Raw genomic sequence first — 15267 nt, forward strand, 5'->3', positions numbered from 1 at the left:
CTTTGGGAGGGCGTGGGCACGTCAGACTACGCGGTGGGGGTCCGGCCTGCCGTCGGCTGGCATCCGGGTGCCTGGTCGGCCCCGGGCGGGTGTTTCCCACCCACCCGCCCGTTGCTCCGGGTCCAGGGGTGGGCGGGTGGGGTTTTTCCCGGGGGCCGGGGTCAGGCCGTGTGGGCGTCCGCTGCTGTCAGTGCCGTGTCCAGTGCCGCGAGGCCCTCCTTCGCCTCCTGTTCCGTGATGGTGCACGGCGGCACCACATGGGTGCGGTTCATGTTGATGAACGGCCACAGGCCGTTCTTCTTCGCGGCGGCGCCGAACGCCGCCATGGGGGCGTTCGCCTCACCGGTGGCGTTGTAGGGCACCAGCGGTTCGCGGGTCTCCCTGTTCTTCACCAGCTCCAGCGCCCAGAACATGCCGACGCCCCGCACCTCGCCCACGCTCGGGTGCCGCTCGGCCAGTTCCGCGAGGCCGGGGCCGATGACCTCGGCGCCCATGCGGGCCGCGTTGGCGACGACGCCCTCGTCCGCCATGACGTTGAGCGTCGCGACCGCCGCGGCGCAGGCCAGCGGGTGACCGGAGTACGTGAGTCCGCCCGGGTAGGGGCGCCGGGCGAACGTCTCCGCGATCGCGCCGGAGATCGCCACACCGCCCAGCGGGACGTACCCGGAGTTGACGCCCTTGGCGAAGGTCAGCAGGTCCGGCACCACGCCCTCGAAGTGGTCCACGGCGAACCACTCGCCGGTGCGGCCGAAGCCCGCCATGACCTCGTCCAGGATGAAGACGATGCCGTACCGGTCGCAGATCTCGCGGACGCCCGCGAGGTAGCCGGGCGGCGGCGTCATGATGCCCGCCGTGCCGGGGATCGTCTCCAGGATGATCGCGGCGACCGTCTGCGGGCCCTCGAAGACGATCGTGTCCTCCAGGTGCTGGAGGGCCCGCTCGCACTCCTGCCGCTCGTTCTCCGCGTAGAAGCGGGAGCGGTACAGGAACGGCGCCCAGAAGCGGACGACGCCCGCCGAGCCGCTGTCGGAGGCCCAGCGGCGCGGGTCGCCGGTGAGGTTGATCGCCTGCTGGGTGCCGCCGTGGTACGAGCGGTACGCGGAGAGGACCTTCGCGCGGCCCGTGTGCAGACGGGCCATGCGGACGGCGTGCTCGACGGCGTCGGCGCCGCCGTTGGTGAAGAAGATCTTGTCCAGGTCGCCGGGGGTCCGCTGGGCGATGAGGCGTGCGGCCTCGGAGCGGGCCTCGACGGCGAAGGCGGGCGCGAACGTCGTCATCGTCGCCGCCTGCTCCTGGATCGCGGCGACGACCTTCGGGTGCTGGTAGCCGATGTTGGTGAAGACGAGGCCACTGGTGAAGTCGAGGAAGCGGTTCCCGTCGTAGTCCCAGAAGTACGAGCCTTCGGCACCGGCGACGGCCGGCGGGTCGATGAGCTCCTGCGCGGACCAGGAGTGGAAGACGTGGGCGCGGTCAGCGGCCTTCACGGCGGCGCCGACCTGCGGGTTCGGCTGAGGGGTCATGGGGCCGAGGGTAGATGTCCGCCCAGTGGACACGACATGGGCGTCCTGTCTGACGTGAGAAGCGGAACCCGACACTGTGTCGCATGGCGGTGGCCGGGGGCGATGGCCGGGGCGGTGGCGGGGCCAAGGCCAGGGGGCGGTGGCGGGGCCAAGGCCGGGGGGCGGTGGCGGGGGCGGTGTCCGGCGCGGTGGCCTATGGCCGCAGCGCGGGCGTCACGCTCCCCCTCACCTCCCCGCCCGTGCCCCGCGCGGAAACGCCGTCCGTGCCGCCCGGGCCCATCTGCCGCTCCCCAGCTCGGGGCGGACCGCCGCGTATCCCCCGCAGTACTTCGTGAAGTCGGCCACCCGCACCCCGAACCGGTGCAGCACCCGGTCGGCGTCGGTCAGGTGCCCCTCGTTCCTGGTCTTGGTCTCGACGAGGACGAGCCCGCTGTCGGCGGCGGCCGTGCGGCCCGTCGCGGTGTCCCGGACGACCAGCCCCGCGTCGCAGGTGACGCGCTGCCCGTCGGCGACGAACGTGGCCCGCTGGTAGTCGGTCACGAGCGAGCGGACCAGGCCGTGCGGGGCCTCGATGTCGTACGAGCCGCGCAGCACGCCGACGAGGAAGCCCTGCCGCGCCTCGTCCAGGGCGTGGTCGGCGCCTTCGAGCCGCTGGCGGTGCTTGACGGTCTCGCCCCGGCCGCCCTTCAGCTTGATCTCGAACTGCCGCTCGCCGCTGTCGCGGTAGACCCGTTCGCGGATGCGGTAGCGGGGTCGCCGGCCCTGCCGGTGGTCGTGGAAGGTGCCCAGCTCGGGGGTGTCGTAGTACGTCGAGTGGTAGCGAAAGCAGCGTTTGCCGCCGATGCTGAGCGCCCGGAAGGGGCCGCGGGGCCGCCGGGGGTCGGTCAGCAGCGCCGCGAGGTCCTCGAAGATCTCGACGGGCACGAGGTAGCTGTTGTCGTGGCGGGCGAGCAGCTGCGCGTGGGCGTTCACCTCGTCCAGCGCGATGGGGTGCGCGGCGAGCGCGGCGCGGGCGATGGCGCGTACGGCGGGGTTCACACGGTCTCCTTCGGGCGGCTGGGGGCGATCGTGCGGGACCGGGTCGTGCGGTGTCGTCGCGGTTCCTCGTCGGGGCGTCGGGGCGTCGGGCGGTTTTCTTCTGAACTCCCCGAACGGTATCGAAGGTTCCGACTGACGGAAGTGGACTTCCGTAAACATGCGTACGTGGCCTGGCGTAGGTGCGGTTCCCGGTGAGGTGGGGGTCGGATCCAGGGGCCGTCCGGTGAGGGGAGTCGCCACGGCGCGGGCGCCGGTCGTCTCACGGATGTGTCACAGATTCCGTCGACGGCTGCGGAGAAAGCGCCCATGATGTGGGCTCTACGTAGGTGGGACCTCGTCTGATGGACCGTATGGACGGCCCGTAGAGTTCTCACCCTGTTGCACACCAATGGGGGAGGTCGGTGCGGCGATGGAAAAGCTCGGTCCCGGAGATCCGCAGCGGATCGGCGCGTATCGGCTGCTGGCGCGGCTCGGCGCGGGCGGCATGGGGCAGGTGTACCTCGCGCGTTCGGGGCGGGGCCGCACGGTCGCGGTGAAGCTGGTGCGCCAAGAGCTCGCCGAGCAGGAGGAGTTCAGGAACCGCTTCCGGCAGGAGGTGCGGGCCGCGCGGCGGGTCGGCGGCGCGTGGACGGCGCCCGTCCTGGACGCGGACACCGAGGCCGCCATCCCGTGGGTCGCCACCGGGTACGTGGCCGGGCCCTCGCTGCAGACCGTCGTCTCGCGCGACCACGGTCCGCTGCCCGAGCGGTCCGTGAACATCCTGGCGGCCGGGCTCGCGGGCGCCCTGAAGGACATCCACGCGGCGGGCATCGTCCACCGCGACCTCAAGCCGTCGAACGTGCTGGTCACCATCGACGGCCCGCGCGTCATCGACTTCGGCATCGCCCGCGCCCTGGAGACCGTCACCGACGGTGGCCTCACCCGCACCGGCGCGCTGGTCGGCTCGCCCGGTTTCATGGCGCCCGAGCAGGTGCGCGGGGACCGGATCACGCCGGCCTGCGACGTGTTCTGCCTCGGCTCCGTCCTCGCGTACGCCGCCTCGGGCGCGCTGCCCTTCGGCACGGCCAACAGCGGTGTGCACGCGCTGATGTTCCGCATCGCGCAGGAGGAGCCGGACCTGTCCGGGCTCCCGGAGAACCTGGCCGAGCTGATCGCGCTCTGCCTGCGCAAGGACCCGGCTTCCCGGCCCACTCTCGACGACGTCCTGGAGCGCACGGGCGCGCAGGACACCCTCGGCGCGGAGGGCCGCACGCGCGATCCCTGGCTGCCGGGCGCCCTCGTCGCCCAACTCGGGCGGCACGCCGTGCAGTTGCTGGACGCGGAGGACCCGGACGAGCCCCGGGTGGCGACCGTCGTGGCCACGGAGGGGTCCCCCGACGCCGCAGCGGACGGTGCGGACGGGTCCAGAGATAGAGCCGCCGGTTCGCCGGACCGTGCGGGATCGTCGGACGGGCCCCCGGCCCGCTCCCCCGAGGCGAGGGCCGACGGCGCGGGCGCGGCCGTGTCCGCGGCGGCCGCAGCGGCAGCCGCGGCGGCAGCGGCCTCCGGTGGGGCGGCGGCCGGTGGCGGGGCCACTCCCCCGCCCCCCGGCGCGCCCGGCGCCGCGCCGCTCGACCATCTGCCCACCATGGTCGGGGGCCAGGCCCCGCCGCACACGCCCACTCCGCCGCCCATGCCGCCGGCGGGCGCCCCGGCGTACGGCTATCCCCAGCAGGCACACCAGCAGGCACACCAGCACCCGCAGCCCGGCGCCTACGGCTACCCGCAGCAGCCCCCGGCCGGCTTCGGCCCGACGCCGCCCTACGGTCCGGGCATGTACACCCCGCTGCCCGTGCCGCAGAACGAACCGGCGCGCCGCAGCGGCCGTTCGAGCGCCGCGCTGATCGTCGTCGCGTTGATAGTGGCCATCGGGGCGGGCGGCACCGTCTACGCCGTCATGAACAACAAGGACGACGACACCAAGCGGGGCGACGACGCCAAGAACTCGGCGAGCAGCGGGCCCCGGACCCCGGGCCCCAGTTCCCCGGAGCCGGACCCGTCCACGTCGCCCACCCCCTCCCCCACCGAGGAGGAGGGCACCGTCCCGGACAAGTACGTCGGCACGTGGTCGGGCGGCCTGGACAACAAGTTCGGCCACCACACGCGCAGTCTCACCATCCAGCAGGGCGATACCGGGGACACGGCCCTGTCGCTGGTGGCCGAGGGACCGACGGACGGCGGCGGCACCTACCGCTGCGTCTTCGAGGGCAAGCTGGAGTCCGCGTCCGGCGACCGCCTGCACATCGGGCCCACCGAGATCACGGAGGGGCAGCCGATGTCGGCGTGCACGCCCGGCAAGGCGAGCGTCGTGACGATCCTCGGCAACGGGAAGCTGCGGCGCGCCAACACGGACGGTACGGGGGAGCTGACGTACGACCGGTCGGGCTGAGCGCCCGCCGCGCCTGGGGCGAGACCCCGAGACCTCGCCCCCGTCGCCCTTTACGGCAGCCGGATCGTCCGTACCAGCGGCATGTCCGCGTACAGGCTCGGCTCGGTCGTCACCACGGGCCGGCCGTCCGGCCAGTCAGGCGTCGGCCGGGACAGGTGGACCGCCTGCCCCAGTCGCCACTCGACCCCGTCACGCAGGAGCGCGCCCAGGGCCGAGGCCCCGGCGAAGTCCAACTCGACGATTTCGGCGGCGGGCAACGCGCCCACGTGATCGGCGAGGCCCTTGCGCATCCCGTCGGCCGCCGCGAGGCACAGTGCCGGTACGTAGACGTGCCGGGTCGGCCCGTGTTCGGTGTTGGAGATGAACTGCGAGGCGAGCCGGTTGCCCGACCCCAGGGCGAGCAGGGCGGTCTGGTCGTAGATCACCGCCGTCGACCCGCTCACAGGCTGTCCACGGGCCGACCGGCCTCCAGGTCCTGCCAGACCTTCTCGGCCCTGTCGTGGTCCTCGTCCGTCAGCGTCACGCCGAAGTGCGTCTCGCAGTACGCCTTGGCCTCCTCGTACCGCTTCTGAAGCTCCTCCTTGGTGGGAGTGGCTCCCGCCAGCTCGGCGATCAGGTCGCGCATGGTCATGCCGCGCTCGCGGGCGAGCACCATGAGCCGGTCGCGGACAGCGGGGTCAACCTTGACGGTGGTGTCAGCCATGACGACAGTATACTGACGGTATACCGTCTCGGGCCGCTCCAGTAACGTGGTCATTCCGTTTCCTTTCGGATGGGGGACCCGGCCGCACGGTCGTGGGCCGGGAGTCTTATGGCCGCCGGTCAGGCCAGGAGCGGGGCCGACGCGCCCCGTAGCGCCGCTCTCGCCGCCGCCCCGCCGCGCAGTGCCGCCGCGACGAATCCCGGCTGGCCGGGTGCGCGCCGCTCCTCGCCCGCGCGGGGCGTACGCGGCGGAGGCGCGGGCAGCTTGCGGCGCAGGCGGTCCTTGACCAGCGCGGCCGCCGAGTACACCCGGGACGGCAGCCCCTGCGTCAACGCGGCCCGCACCATCGCGTCGCTCGCGCCGGCCGCCCACCACTCCTCCACGAGCGGCGCGAGGCGGACCGCGTCGGCGGCGCCGAGCGCGAGACGGGGGTCCCGCCTGCCGAGCGAGGCCAGTAGCTGGGCCGCGACGCCCAGCGGTTCGGCGGCGCTCGGGGGTTCGGCGCCGCGCTGCGCCGGCGGCTCCGGGGAGGGAGGTTTTTCTTCCCTGGTCTTTTCTCCCGAAGGGAGAGCGCCCGCCGCCCCGGATGCCGACTCGCCGGGAGCCAGGTTTTGAACTTTTTCCGCGTCACCCTCTGGGGGCTCCTCGTCGTACGGGGCGTCGAACACCTCGTAGACCGTGAAGAGTTGGCCCGTCTCGCGGTCCTTGTGGACGGCCCGCCGCAGATAGCGGGATTCCTCCAGCTCACGCAGGGCGGCGGCGACCCGCATCCGCCCTTCCTTGCGCTGTTCCGCGAGCGAACGGACCGTGGCACGGGCGCCGTTCGGGAGGCTGAGGAGGTACATCAGTACGCCTGCCGCGCACCAGGAGATGGACCTGTCGCGGAGAAGAGAGTTGGCGAAGCTGGAGAACGCGCGCGTGGGCGTCGTACGATGGATGCGCATTTGGAGGTCTTCGCTCCGGGTGTCGAGCCCCCAGGTGTTCCCGCACCGTGGGGGCAACTTCATGCGCCGCCGACCGGCCGCGCCATTGGCGGCGACTCTATGCCCACGCAAAGTGCCGCGCGCAAGTCTGAACTGGCCTTTGTGCAGGTCGCGTTCGTCATCTTCACTCGTGCGAGTTAAGCGCGGTGTGCAGCAGCAGGGTGTGTACGCGGCGGTCCGCGCCGCTGGGGCGGTAGCGCCAACTCAGGGGCCAGGTATGGCCGTCCAGCGCCGGTACCGGTACGTACGACACGTGTCCCGGCGCGGCGGTCAGGCGCGTGACGCCGTCCGGCCACGGCCGGTGCGACGTGCTGCCGACCGGGACGAGGAAGTACACCCCGCGACGCCCGTTCGCCTCCTCCACGATCGGCCCCGGGTCGCCGCCCGTCAGCCGCGCCAGCTCGTCGGCGAGGGCGCGACCCCGGTCGCCGTCGACTCGTACGGCGTCGAACTGGACGCCCGCCTTGCGGAGTTGGAGGCCGGTCGCCGGAATCCAGTCGGCCTGCGCGTTGTGCGTGTTCATGGGTTCAGCCAAGCGGCGCGAGGATAGCTTTTCCATGACTCTGAGTCGACTGCCGCGCACGGTCGGAAACGGGCCGAGCGGGGTTGAGACCGGTTGAGATCGGTTGAGATCCGGTGAGTTCGGAATACTTTCGGAGGTGACCTCGATGGCGCGGTCCGCGAACAAGGACGAGGCGGGCGGCGTGACCCACCTCGTCGCCGCCCTGGCCAGGGCCCTGCGGGAGCAGCAGCGGCTCTCCCAGACCGAGGTGGGCGCGATGACCGGTTACACCGGATCGGCGATCAGCGCGATGGAGACGTGCGCGCAGCCGCCGAGTGACCAGATGCTGGTCAAATTGGGGGAGACGATCGGCGCGGGGCTAGGTGTTTTCGAGAAGGCCCGCGAGTACGTCCTGATGGACAAGTACCCGCCTCAGTTCAAGGACTTCTCCCTGATGGAGGCGCAGGCGGTGACGTTGTCCTCGTACCAGACGTACGTTGTGGACGGGCTCTTCCAGAGTGAGGACTACGCCCGCGCGCTGATCGGCGGTGGCTATCCAAAACTGTCCGAGGACAAGGTGGAGGAGCTGGTCGAGGCTCGCATGGCCCGCCGAGCCCTCTTCGACCGGCAGCCGACCGCGATGATCGAGCTGATCCTCGACGAGTCCGTGCTGCGGCGGCCCTTCGGGAGCTGGGACATCCTGCGCGGGCAGCTCCGCTCGCTGGCCGAGGACGCGCAGCGGGACAACGTCAACGTGCAGGTGTTGCCCCTGGAGCGCGGATTGCGTGGTGCACACGCCGGCGATCGTGGCCCCATGATCCTGGTGGAAACGGAGGAGCACCACCACGTGGTCTATCTGGAGATCGAGGATGAAAGCCAGCTCGTCAGCGATGCCGTCAAGGTGTCCCAACTCTCCCACCGCTATGCGAAGATCCGTTCACAGGCTCTGAGCCCGGACGACTCGCTGAGCCTCATCGAGCGGTTGGCAGGAGAAGAGCGCAAATGAGCAGCACTCTGCGGTGGTTCAAGTCGAGCTACAGCGACGGCGGTGGGGGCAACTGCCTGGAAGCCGCCTACGAGTGGCGCAAGTCGAGTTACAGCGACAGCGGTGGCGGCCAATGCGTCGAGGTCGCCCCCTGCCCCCGCGCCCCCGGCGCGACCACGCACGTCCGGGATTCCAAGAATCCCGGGGGGCCCTCCCTCGCCGTCTCGGCGGGGGCCTGGGCCGCGTTCGTCTCCTGGGCCGAGTAGCGCTCCCCCGCGCGGGGGAGGCGGACCGGCCACGGAGGTGATCCGCCGCGCCGCGCTCGCCGCGAGGCTGGAGGCATGACCACCGCAGCCGCACACCAGCGCCCCGCCCGCACCGTCGCCGCCCCGGCGTCCGCCTGGACCGTCCGGGCCGCCCGCTCCCTCTCCCTGCTCGCCCTGCCCGTCTGCGTGTGGCGGCTGCCGTTCGCCTTCGGGTACGGGATGGGCGGGGCAGCCCCGGATCCGGCGTGGTGGAACACGCCCTACGTGCTCGGGCTGAGCCTGCTCACCGAACTCGCCGCGCTGCTGGGCCTCGGCCTCGTACGCCCCTGGGGCGAGGTCTTCCCGGCCTGGCTCCCCCGCCTCGGCGGGCGCCGCGTTCCGCCCGCCGCCGTGATCGTGCCCGGGGCCCTCGCGGGGCTGCTCTTCAGTGCGCTGTGCGCCGACTGGCTCCGCCTGGCCTGCACCCAGGGTCCGGACGCCTGGCCCTACGCCGACGGCTGGAACGTCCTCGCCATGACGGTGAGCGGGCTGATGACGCTGTGGGGGCCGCTGCTGCTCGCTCTTACGTTCGCGTACTACCGGCGCCGGCGGTAGGCGCCGAGGAGCGGTCCTGTCAGGTGCGGTAGCGGGGGAAGTCGCCGGTTTCTACCGACCAGGCGCCCATCTGTACGGTGTCGCCGAACTTGTAGCGACGCGTGTCCCCGTAACGGGGCTCCCCGGCGGACGTGTCAGGCTCGGAGTGCACGGTGATCGTGCCGTCCCGGGGGTCGATGATCACGTAGACGGGAATGCCCATGCGGGGGTAGTCGCGGAGTTTGGTGACGTAGTCGCGGCCCGGGTCCGAGGGGGATACGACCTCGACGGCGATGGATACGTCGGGGGCGAACACGGCGAAGTCCTCGGGCTGCCCATCGCGGGCCTCGCGTGTCAGGACCAACAGGTCTGCCGTCCGGCAGAGACCGAGGTCGGGACGGTGCACTCGATTCTCGGCGAGGGCGACCGCGTCACCATCCTGGCTCCGGATCTGGAAGCCGATCTCCATCACGAGCTCGCCATGCGGGTTGGAGGGGGACATCATGTGGACGGTGATCTCCTGGTTCGTGATGTCTGCCCGCGCCACGCGGCCACGGTTCTCCGCCACGGCCTCGTACTCCTCGGCCAATTCCATGAGCTGCCGATACGTGACCGTCGGCTTGATCGACTCCACCGGCTGCGCGCTCATCGGGCTACTCCTCGCTCGGGCATGACGGAGATGCTCTCCCACCGTAGCGCCGCTCGCTGTCATGTCCGTCAGTCTTCCGGGCAAGGCAAAGGGGTGGGTCGCGTTGATGTGCGACCCACCCCTAAGAGTGAGCTGAGCCCCGTTCGCGGGGCGGGCGGATCAGACGAAGGAGTTGATCTCGATCGTCTCCGTGCGGCCCGGGCCCACGCCGATCGCGGAGATCGGGGCGCCGGACATCTCCTCCAGCGCCTTCACGTAGGCCTGCGCGTTCTTCGGCAGGTCCGAGAAGGTCTGGGCCTTGGTGATGTCCTCGGACCAGCCCGGCAGCATCTCGTAGATCGGCTTCGCGTGGTGGAAGTCGGTCTGCGAGTAGGGGAGTTCCTCCACGCGCTTTCCGTCGATCTCGTACGCCACGCAGACCGGGATCTGCTCCCAGCCGGTGAGGACGTCGAGCTTGGTCAGGAAGAAGTCCGTCAGGCCGTTCACGCGGGTCGCGTAGCGGGCGATCGGGGCGTCGAACCAGCCGCAGCGGCGGTCACGACCGGTCGTCACACCGCGCTCGCCGCCGATGCGGCGCAGGTCCTCGCCGTCCTGGTCGAACAGCTCGGTCGGGAACGGGCCCGCGCCGACCCGCGTCGTGTACGCCTTGAGGATGCCGATGACCCGGCTGATCTTCGTCGGGCCCACGCCGGTGCCCGTGCAGGCGCCGCCGGCGGTCGGGTTCGACGAGGTGACGAAGGGGTACGTGCCGTGGTCCACGTCCAGGAGCGTGCCCTGGCCGCCCTCGAAGAGGACGACCTTGTCCTCGTCCAGCGCGTTGTTCAGGATCAGGGTGGTGTCGGCGACGTACCGCTTGATGTTCTCGCCGTGCTCCAGGAGCTGCTCCACGATCTGCTCCGCCTCGATCGCGCGGCGGTTGTAGAGCTTCGTGAGGAGCTGGTTCTTGATCTCCAGGGCCGCTTCGACCTTCTGCTGAAGGATCGACTCGTCGTAGAGGTCCTGCACGCGGATGCCGGTGCGGTTGATCTTGTCGGCGTACGTCGGGCCGATGCCGCGCCCGGTCGTGCCGATCTTGCGCTTGCCGAGGAAGCGTTCCGTCACCTTGTCGACCGTCACGTTGTACGGCGTGATGATGTGGGCGTTTCCGCTGATCAGAAGCTTCGACGTGTCGACGCCGCGCTCGTTCAGACCGCTCAGCTCGGAGAGCAGGACCGACGGGTCGACGACGACTCCGTTGCCGATGACCGGGACACAGTCCGGGGAGAGGATCCCGGAAGGGAGGAGATGCAGTGCGTACTTCTGGTCGCCGACGACGACCGTGTGGCCGGCGTTGTTGCCGCCCTGGTATCGCACTACATAGTCCACGGAGCCACCGAGCAGGTCAGTGGCCTTTCCCTTGCCTTCGTCACCCCACTGAGCACCGAGCAGCACAAGTGCGGGCACAGGCGTACACCCCTTCCGGGCGGGGCATGTCCAAGGTCAGGGGCCGTCGCCCCCGTATGGGTGTGGCGTGTACGGCCCGAGTGTGCCTCGGATGCTGCCCCGGAATAGACGAAGCCCCTGGCGCAATAGCGCAAGGGGCTCTTGCACAAAGATGCTACCCGAGGTCTCAAAGAACGGCTAAAAGAAAGGGAGCACGTTGTCGGCTCGCGACCAGCTCCTAGTCGTCATCGACCCGGTCGCCCGACGCGCGGACGGCGAGTCGGTACGCATCGCGAAGGACGTGCTCGGTGCGGGCGCGAACCTGCGGATCTGCCTGCCGGACAGTCCCGAGGACTTCGCGAAAGCGCTGGCCAGGCGGGGTGCGCGGCGGCCGGTGGTGATCGGTGACGACCGTGCGCTGCTGCGGGCCGTCCAGGCCTTGCACCGGGAGCGGGGGCTGGCCCGGGCCACGCTCTCCCTCGTGCCCGTCGGGGCCGCGCAGACGCTCGCGCGGGCGCTCGGGGTGCCCGCCGGGGCGGTCGCTGCGGCGCGGGCCGTCCTGGAAGGGGCCGAGCGGCGGCTGGATCTGCTGGTGGACGAGAGCGATGGGGTGGTGTTGGGGGAGTTGCGGATTCCTCCTGTGGGGGTGGGGGCGGTGCCGGCCTCGGGGGCGGGGGCGGGTGCGGGTGCGCGGGTTGGGCTGTCTCGTCTTTCCGTGGGTGTGTCCCCGGCCGGTGCCGGGGAGGGGCACGCTTGGCTTCGGACCTGTCAGTCCTTCGTACGGACCCTTGCCGCGCGGCCCTCGCGGGTGGCGGCGGTGGCGGGGGCGGGGCCTTCGCGGTTGCGGGTCGAGGCGGATGGGGTCACGTTGATCGACCTGGACCAGCCTGTCGAGGGTGTGCGGATCAGTGCGGGGGAGGGTGGGCTGGCGCGGGTCGAGGTGCGGCCGGTCTCTGTGGGGGCGGAAGCGGGGGCCCTGGGGGTGTGGGCGCGGGCGGTCACCATCTCTGGGGCGGATTTTCGGTTTTGTGCGGATGCGGTGGTGGGGGGGCCTGTTCGTACGCGGACCTGGACGGTTCGGGCGGGGGCGTGGGGGTTGACGTTGCCTCGGTGAGGGGTGGGGGGTGCGGGGGGTTCTTTGGGGGGTTTGCGCAGTTCCCCGCGCCCCTGGAGGGTCGGCCTTGGGGTCGTTGGGTGGGTGCGGGTTCGTTGGGGGGTTTGCGCAGTTCCCCGCGCCCCTGGGGGGTGGGTGGGGCCTGGGCTCGTTGGGTGGGTGCGGGAGCGTTGGGGGGTTTGCGCAGTTCCCCGCGCCCCTGGGGTGGGTCGACCTTGCGCTCGTTAGTCGGGTGCGGGTGCGTTGGGGGGTTTGCGCAGTTCCCCGCGCCCCTGGGGGGGGGTGGGTGGCTGGGGTGCTTGGGTGGGTGCGGGTGCGTTGGGGGTTTGCGCAGTTCCCCGCGCCCCTGGAGGGCTAGGGGGTGGGGTTTGTGGATTGGGCGTGTTGGGTCCAGCCTTCGCGGAACCAGTGCAGGTGGGTCTGCTGGGCCTCGGCCTCTGTGATGATCCGTACGCCCTCCACGCCGGCCTCCTGGATCTTCGTACCCAGTTCGACGAGCAGTCCGCCGAGGAGGAACGCCAGCTCCTCCGGCGTGCAGGCGTGGCCCTCGCCGCGTTCGCCGTCGCGGCGCGGGTGGCCCGACGGTCCCTCCGATTCGTCATTCGGCATGTTCGCGCTCCTTCTGTGCCCTGCTATTCGTCCTGCGGCAGGAACGCCTTCGTGACGCGCACGAAGACCGCCTGCAGTTCCGTCGGCACCCCCATCCGCCGAGCCGCCTCCTCGGGGCTCAGCCGTCGGGGGGCGCCGGTGTCCCCGCCCCGCGGGGCCGTGATCGGCAGGTCTCTCTCGGAGAGGCGTCCCGAGCGGATCAGCATGTCCCGCAGCGGAACGCCCAGCACCGTCGCCAGCCGCCGCATCGTCTCCAGGTCCGGCATGCTCTGCCGCTGCACCAGCCGGCTGACCGCCGCCCGGTGCACACCCGCGTCGTCCGCCAGCTTCGACTTGCCGCCGCCGCGCGGGCTGTCGATGTCGTAGCCGCGCTCGCGCATCACACCCTCGATCCACTCGGCGAACTCCTCCAGTTCATCCGCTCGATTCCGGCCACTGTCCCGGATCTGTCCGTCCTGGTCGCTGCGGGCGCTGGCCCGCGGGCTGGACACCATGTCGTCGCTCTCCCCTCGTCGCAGGGGGAGCGTATCGATCGCGCGCGCACGGACATACGTGCGCGCCAGCGCGTTGCCGGGAAGTTCCGGCGGGGTCCCGCCGGACGTTGCTTTCTGGCCATCCCTCTCGCCACTCCGCTCACTCGCCTCGCCATTTTTAGTTGCGCCTGCGCACACAGCGTGGAACTCTGATCACGCATCGCCCTTTCGAACATACGTTCGCATACCCTGCGGAGGGATTGCGCATGCCTCAACGGACAGCTGTCCCCGCACTTGCTCTGAACAGCGCGTTTCCTCGTACGGAAGCCCCCCTGGACGAAGCTCTCGACTGGCGCAGAGACGCCGCCTGCGTGGACCTCCCCCAGCAGTACGTCTTCACCCGCACCCTGGCCGAGGCCGCGCCGGTATTGCGCGCCTGCAATCAGTGTCCGATCCGGCGCGAGTGCGAGGCCGTCGTCGATCCGTCGCACAGCTGGTTCGACGGCGTCAGCGGCGGGCGGCTCTGGCGCAACGGCCGCGCGGTCAAGCCCCGCAAGCCGGCCGCCGGGAGGCCGTGATGAGCGACGCGAACAGCGCGGTCGACCGCGCCGCCCTCTGGCTCGACTCCCTGCGCCGCCGCTACCCCCTGCTCCTCGCGGAGCTGGTGCCCGGCACCGGACGCACCCTGCGCGAGGTACGCGGTGGCGGACCCGCCGCGTCCGCCGTCGCGCCCGTCCGCCTGTACGTCAGCGACGCCCTGCGCGACATCGGTGACGGCGTGATCGAGCTGGAGGAGGCCGTACGCGACCGGCTCGGCCTGCGCCGCATCTCCGCCGCCCCGGTGCCGGTCCGGCTGCGCCGGCTCGGCGAACTCCTCGACTACGTGGCGGAGTTGCCCGACCTCGCGGCGCACGTCGAGGAGGAGGCGCGCCGGATGGCCCACCGCTGTGCCCGCGCCCTCGGGGATCCCGAGCAGCTGGTGCGGCTCCCCGGACGCTGCCCGGCCTGCGACTGCGTCTCGCTGCGGGCGTTTCCGGAGCGGGGGATCGCGATGTGCGTGAACCCCCCGTGCCGGCACGTGCTCGACGAGGAGACGCCTTGAACACACCGCTGATCTCGGGTGACCTCGCCGCCGACGAGGCCGACGTCTCGCCCGCCACCATCCGCAAGTGGGTGCAGCTCGGCCATCTGAAGGCCGCCGGGCGGCAGGGGCGGCGGTCCCTGTACCGCCTGGAGGACGTCTTCGCCGCCGAGCGTGCCGTCCGCCGCGCACGGGTGGCGGACCGGCCGCCCACGTAAGCCGCGTCAGCCGCGTGAGAGAAACGTAGGAGCGAGGGGCCCCGCACCCGGGAGGTGCGGGGCCCCTCGTGCGTATCGGCAGCGAGCCCCTCGCGTGCTTCGGCGCCGGGGTCAACCCGGGCCCCGTACAAGCCGGTTGCGGGAATCGGGACCCTGGATCACACTTGGAGCAGCGGCAGAGCTGCGCCCCCGGCGAGGGGCGGCGGACCTGCCGCTTCGTGTTGCCCGCACCCGTCCCATCCCCTCCGATGACAGGGAGTGTCCATGTGGCCATCCTGACCTTTCCCGACGCGGAACGGCTCGTCGTCGACTTCCTCAAGAACCGGGCGGAGCTCGCCGGTTCGGACGTCGACAACCGGCCGCCCCCGGGGTTCGACGGCACCCAGAAGGCCGTCCTCGTCTCCCGCGTCGGTGGCGCGTGGGTCGACGACCGGCATCTCGACCAGCCCCTCCTCGACCTGGAGGTCTACGGTCCGGACAAGACCACCGCGCACAGCGTCTCCCTCGCCGCCCGCGCCTGTGTGCTCGAACTGGCCGGCACCTCGTACGGCGGGGCCGTCGTCACCGACGTCACCGAGACGGACGGGCCGCGCTGGCTGCCCGACCACAACCGCCCGGCGGGAAGCCGGTACCTGTCGACGGTCCGGGTGTCGATCCGGCCCCAGTGAGCCCCGGCTTCCCCCTGAGCACCACACGCACCGCA

19 protein-coding genes are annotated in these 15267 nt (G+C 71.5%); 9 read left to right on the forward strand and 10 right to left on the reverse strand.

From position 1 onward, the window contains the following. Positions 1-161 precede the first annotated feature (161 nt). Both ACZ516_RS19265 and ACZ516_RS19270 read right to left on the reverse strand, forming a co-directional pair. Entirely contained in the window at positions 162-1520 is a 1359-nt protein-coding gene (locus ACZ516_RS19265) for an aspartate aminotransferase family protein (RefSeq protein ID WP_361079903.1), read from the reverse strand. Positions 1521-1745: 225 nt separating this feature from the next. Further along, on the reverse strand, positions 1746-2558 hold the full coding sequence (locus ACZ516_RS19270; protein ID WP_469011176.1) for a VTC domain-containing protein: 813 nt from the start codon (positions 2556-2558) through the stop codon (positions 1746-1748). Between the two features lie 409 nt (positions 2559-2967). Between ACZ516_RS19270 and ACZ516_RS19275 the strand changes: the two genes are divergently transcribed. Next, positions 2968-4986: a serine/threonine-protein kinase gene (locus tag ACZ516_RS19275; RefSeq protein ID WP_361079899.1), complete on the forward strand. Its 2019-nt coding sequence runs from the start codon at positions 2968-2970 to the stop codon at positions 4984-4986. A 50-nt stretch (positions 4987-5036) separates the two neighbouring features. Here the strand turns inward: ACZ516_RS19275 and ACZ516_RS19280 are convergent, their stop codons facing one another. From ACZ516_RS19280 to ACZ516_RS19295, 4 genes are all read right to left on the reverse strand, one after another. Then, positions 5037-5429: a PIN domain-containing protein gene (locus ACZ516_RS19280; protein WP_358697805.1), complete on the reverse strand. Its 393-nt coding sequence runs from the start codon at positions 5427-5429 to the stop codon at positions 5037-5039. After that, positions 5426-5689 carry a hypothetical protein gene (locus ACZ516_RS19285; RefSeq protein WP_358697803.1) on the reverse strand — a complete coding sequence of 88 codons (264 nt, stop codon included), beginning with the start codon at positions 5687-5689 and terminating at the stop codon, positions 5426-5428. The genes ACZ516_RS19280 and ACZ516_RS19285 overlap by 4 nt, the downstream gene beginning before the upstream one ends. Positions 5690-5808: 119 nt before the next feature. Continuing rightward, on the reverse strand, positions 5809-6633 hold the full coding sequence (locus ACZ516_RS19290) for a hypothetical protein (RefSeq protein ID WP_469011177.1): 825 nt from the start codon (positions 6631-6633) through the stop codon (positions 5809-5811). A 163-nt stretch (positions 6634-6796) separates the two neighbouring features. Beyond that, complete coding sequence (locus ACZ516_RS19295; RefSeq protein WP_358587626.1) at positions 6797-7195, reverse strand: hypothetical protein; 399 nt, start codon at positions 7193-7195, stop codon at positions 6797-6799. A gap of 145 nt (positions 7196-7340) precedes the next feature. On the opposite strand from ACZ516_RS19295, the gene ACZ516_RS19300 reads away from it, so the two are divergent. From ACZ516_RS19300 to ACZ516_RS19310, 3 genes are all read left to right on the forward strand, one after another. Next, positions 7341-8180 (forward strand): helix-turn-helix domain-containing protein, encoded by an 840-nt coding sequence (locus tag ACZ516_RS19300; protein WP_358587628.1) that lies wholly within the window; start codon positions 7341-7343, stop codon positions 8178-8180. Further along, on the forward strand, positions 8177-8425 hold the full coding sequence (locus tag ACZ516_RS19305; protein WP_469011178.1) for a DUF397 domain-containing protein: 249 nt from the start codon (positions 8177-8179) through the stop codon (positions 8423-8425). Before ACZ516_RS19300 ends, ACZ516_RS19305 begins: the two co-directional genes overlap by 4 nt. Positions 8426-8500: 75 nt before the next feature. After that, positions 8501-9019, forward strand: a complete 519-nt coding sequence (locus tag ACZ516_RS19310) for a hypothetical protein (protein WP_469011179.1) — start codon at positions 8501-8503, stop codon at positions 9017-9019. Positions 9020-9038: 19 nt separating this feature from the next. Here the strand turns inward: ACZ516_RS19310 and ACZ516_RS19315 are convergent, their stop codons facing one another. Then, the gene (locus ACZ516_RS19315; RefSeq protein WP_361079889.1) at positions 9039-9647 is read right to left on the reverse strand and encodes a Uma2 family endonuclease; all 609 of its coding nucleotides are present in this window, start codon (positions 9645-9647) and stop codon (positions 9039-9041) included. Positions 9648-9806: 159 nt separating this feature from the next. Continuing rightward, complete coding sequence (locus ACZ516_RS19320) at positions 9807-11090, reverse strand: adenylosuccinate synthase (protein WP_358587636.1); 1284 nt, start codon at positions 11088-11090, stop codon at positions 9807-9809. Positions 11091-11286: 196 nt separating this feature from the next. Between ACZ516_RS19320 and ACZ516_RS19325 the strand changes: the two genes are divergently transcribed. Continuing rightward, a complete protein-coding gene (locus tag ACZ516_RS19325; RefSeq protein WP_469011180.1) occupies positions 11287-12183 on the forward strand; it encodes a diacylglycerol kinase family protein in 897 nt (298 codons plus the stop codon). A 354-nt stretch (positions 12184-12537) separates the two neighbouring features. Here the strand turns inward: ACZ516_RS19325 and ACZ516_RS19330 are convergent, their stop codons facing one another. Both ACZ516_RS19330 and ACZ516_RS19335 read right to left on the reverse strand, forming a co-directional pair. Continuing rightward, positions 12538-12792 carry a hypothetical protein gene (locus ACZ516_RS19330; RefSeq protein ID WP_361079884.1) on the reverse strand — a complete coding sequence of 85 codons (255 nt, stop codon included), beginning with the start codon at positions 12790-12792 and terminating at the stop codon, positions 12538-12540. A 23-nt stretch (positions 12793-12815) separates the two neighbouring features. Next, positions 12816-13172 (reverse strand): transcriptional regulator, encoded by a 357-nt coding sequence (locus ACZ516_RS19335; RefSeq protein ID WP_361080192.1) that lies wholly within the window; start codon positions 13170-13172, stop codon positions 12816-12818. A gap of 359 nt (positions 13173-13531) precedes the next feature. On the opposite strand from ACZ516_RS19335, the gene ACZ516_RS19340 reads away from it, so the two are divergent. The 4 genes from ACZ516_RS19340 (at position 13532) to ACZ516_RS19355 (ending at position 15232) form a co-directional block, all read left to right on the forward strand. Further along, positions 13532-13843 (forward strand): WhiB family transcriptional regulator, encoded by a 312-nt coding sequence (locus ACZ516_RS19340; RefSeq protein ID WP_469011181.1) that lies wholly within the window; start codon positions 13532-13534, stop codon positions 13841-13843. Next, positions 13843-14367, forward strand: a complete 525-nt coding sequence (locus ACZ516_RS19345; RefSeq protein WP_469011182.1) for a hypothetical protein — start codon at positions 13843-13845, stop codon at positions 14365-14367. Before ACZ516_RS19340 ends, ACZ516_RS19345 begins: the two co-directional genes overlap by 1 nt. Then, positions 14364-14564 (forward strand): helix-turn-helix domain-containing protein, encoded by a 201-nt coding sequence (locus tag ACZ516_RS19350; protein ID WP_361079880.1) that lies wholly within the window; start codon positions 14364-14366, stop codon positions 14562-14564. The genes ACZ516_RS19345 and ACZ516_RS19350 overlap by 4 nt, the downstream gene beginning before the upstream one ends. Before the next feature lie 266 nt (positions 14565-14830). Then, positions 14831-15232, forward strand: coding sequence for a hypothetical protein (locus tag ACZ516_RS19355; RefSeq protein ID WP_469011183.1), 402 nt, complete (start codon positions 14831-14833; stop codon positions 15230-15232). Positions 15233-15267 lie beyond the last annotated feature (35 nt).

This window comes from Streptomyces sp. NPDC034037, assembly GCF_055575715.1.

What these genes read in the sequence shown, in the direction of transcription:
- ACZ516_RS19340 (WP_469011181.1), top strand. Translation starts at nt 13,532, where the DNA reads ATGCCTCAACGGACAGCTGTCCCCGCACTTGCTCTGAACAGCGCGTTT.
- ACZ516_RS19290 (WP_469011177.1), bottom strand. Translation starts at nt 6,633, where the DNA reads ATGCGCATCCATCGTACGACGCCCACGCGCGCGTTCTCCAGCTTCGCC.
- ACZ516_RS19265 (WP_361079903.1), bottom strand. Translation starts at nt 1,520, where the DNA reads ATGACCCCTCAGCCGAACCCGCAGGTCGGCGCCGCCGTGAAGGCCGCT.
- ACZ516_RS19335 (WP_361080192.1), bottom strand. Translation starts at nt 13,172, where the DNA reads ATGCGCGAGCGCGGCTACGACATCGACAGCCCGCGCGGCGGCGGCAAG.
- ACZ516_RS19275 (WP_361079899.1), top strand. Translation starts at nt 2,968, where the DNA reads ATGGAAAAGCTCGGTCCCGGAGATCCGCAGCGGATCGGCGCGTATCGG.
- ACZ516_RS19300 (WP_358587628.1), top strand. Translation starts at nt 7,341, where the DNA reads ATGGCGCGGTCCGCGAACAAGGACGAGGCGGGCGGCGTGACCCACCTC.
- ACZ516_RS19285 (WP_358697803.1), bottom strand. Translation starts at nt 5,689, where the DNA reads ATGGCTGACACCACCGTCAAGGTTGACCCCGCTGTCCGCGACCGGCTC.
- ACZ516_RS19310 (WP_469011179.1), top strand. Translation starts at nt 8,501, where the DNA reads ATGACCACCGCAGCCGCACACCAGCGCCCCGCCCGCACCGTCGCCGCC.
- ACZ516_RS19315 (WP_361079889.1), bottom strand. Translation starts at nt 9,647, where the DNA reads ATGAGCGCGCAGCCGGTGGAGTCGATCAAGCCGACGGTCACGTATCGG.
- ACZ516_RS19330 (WP_361079884.1), bottom strand. Translation starts at nt 12,792, where the DNA reads ATGCCGAATGACGAATCGGAGGGACCGTCGGGCCACCCGCGCCGCGAC.
- ACZ516_RS19345 (WP_469011182.1), top strand. Translation starts at nt 13,843, where the DNA reads ATGAGCGACGCGAACAGCGCGGTCGACCGCGCCGCCCTCTGGCTCGAC.
- ACZ516_RS19305 (WP_469011178.1), top strand. Translation starts at nt 8,177, where the DNA reads ATGAGCAGCACTCTGCGGTGGTTCAAGTCGAGCTACAGCGACGGCGGT.
- ACZ516_RS19295 (WP_358587626.1), bottom strand. Translation starts at nt 7,195, where the DNA reads ATGAACACGCACAACGCGCAGGCCGACTGGATTCCGGCGACCGGCCTC.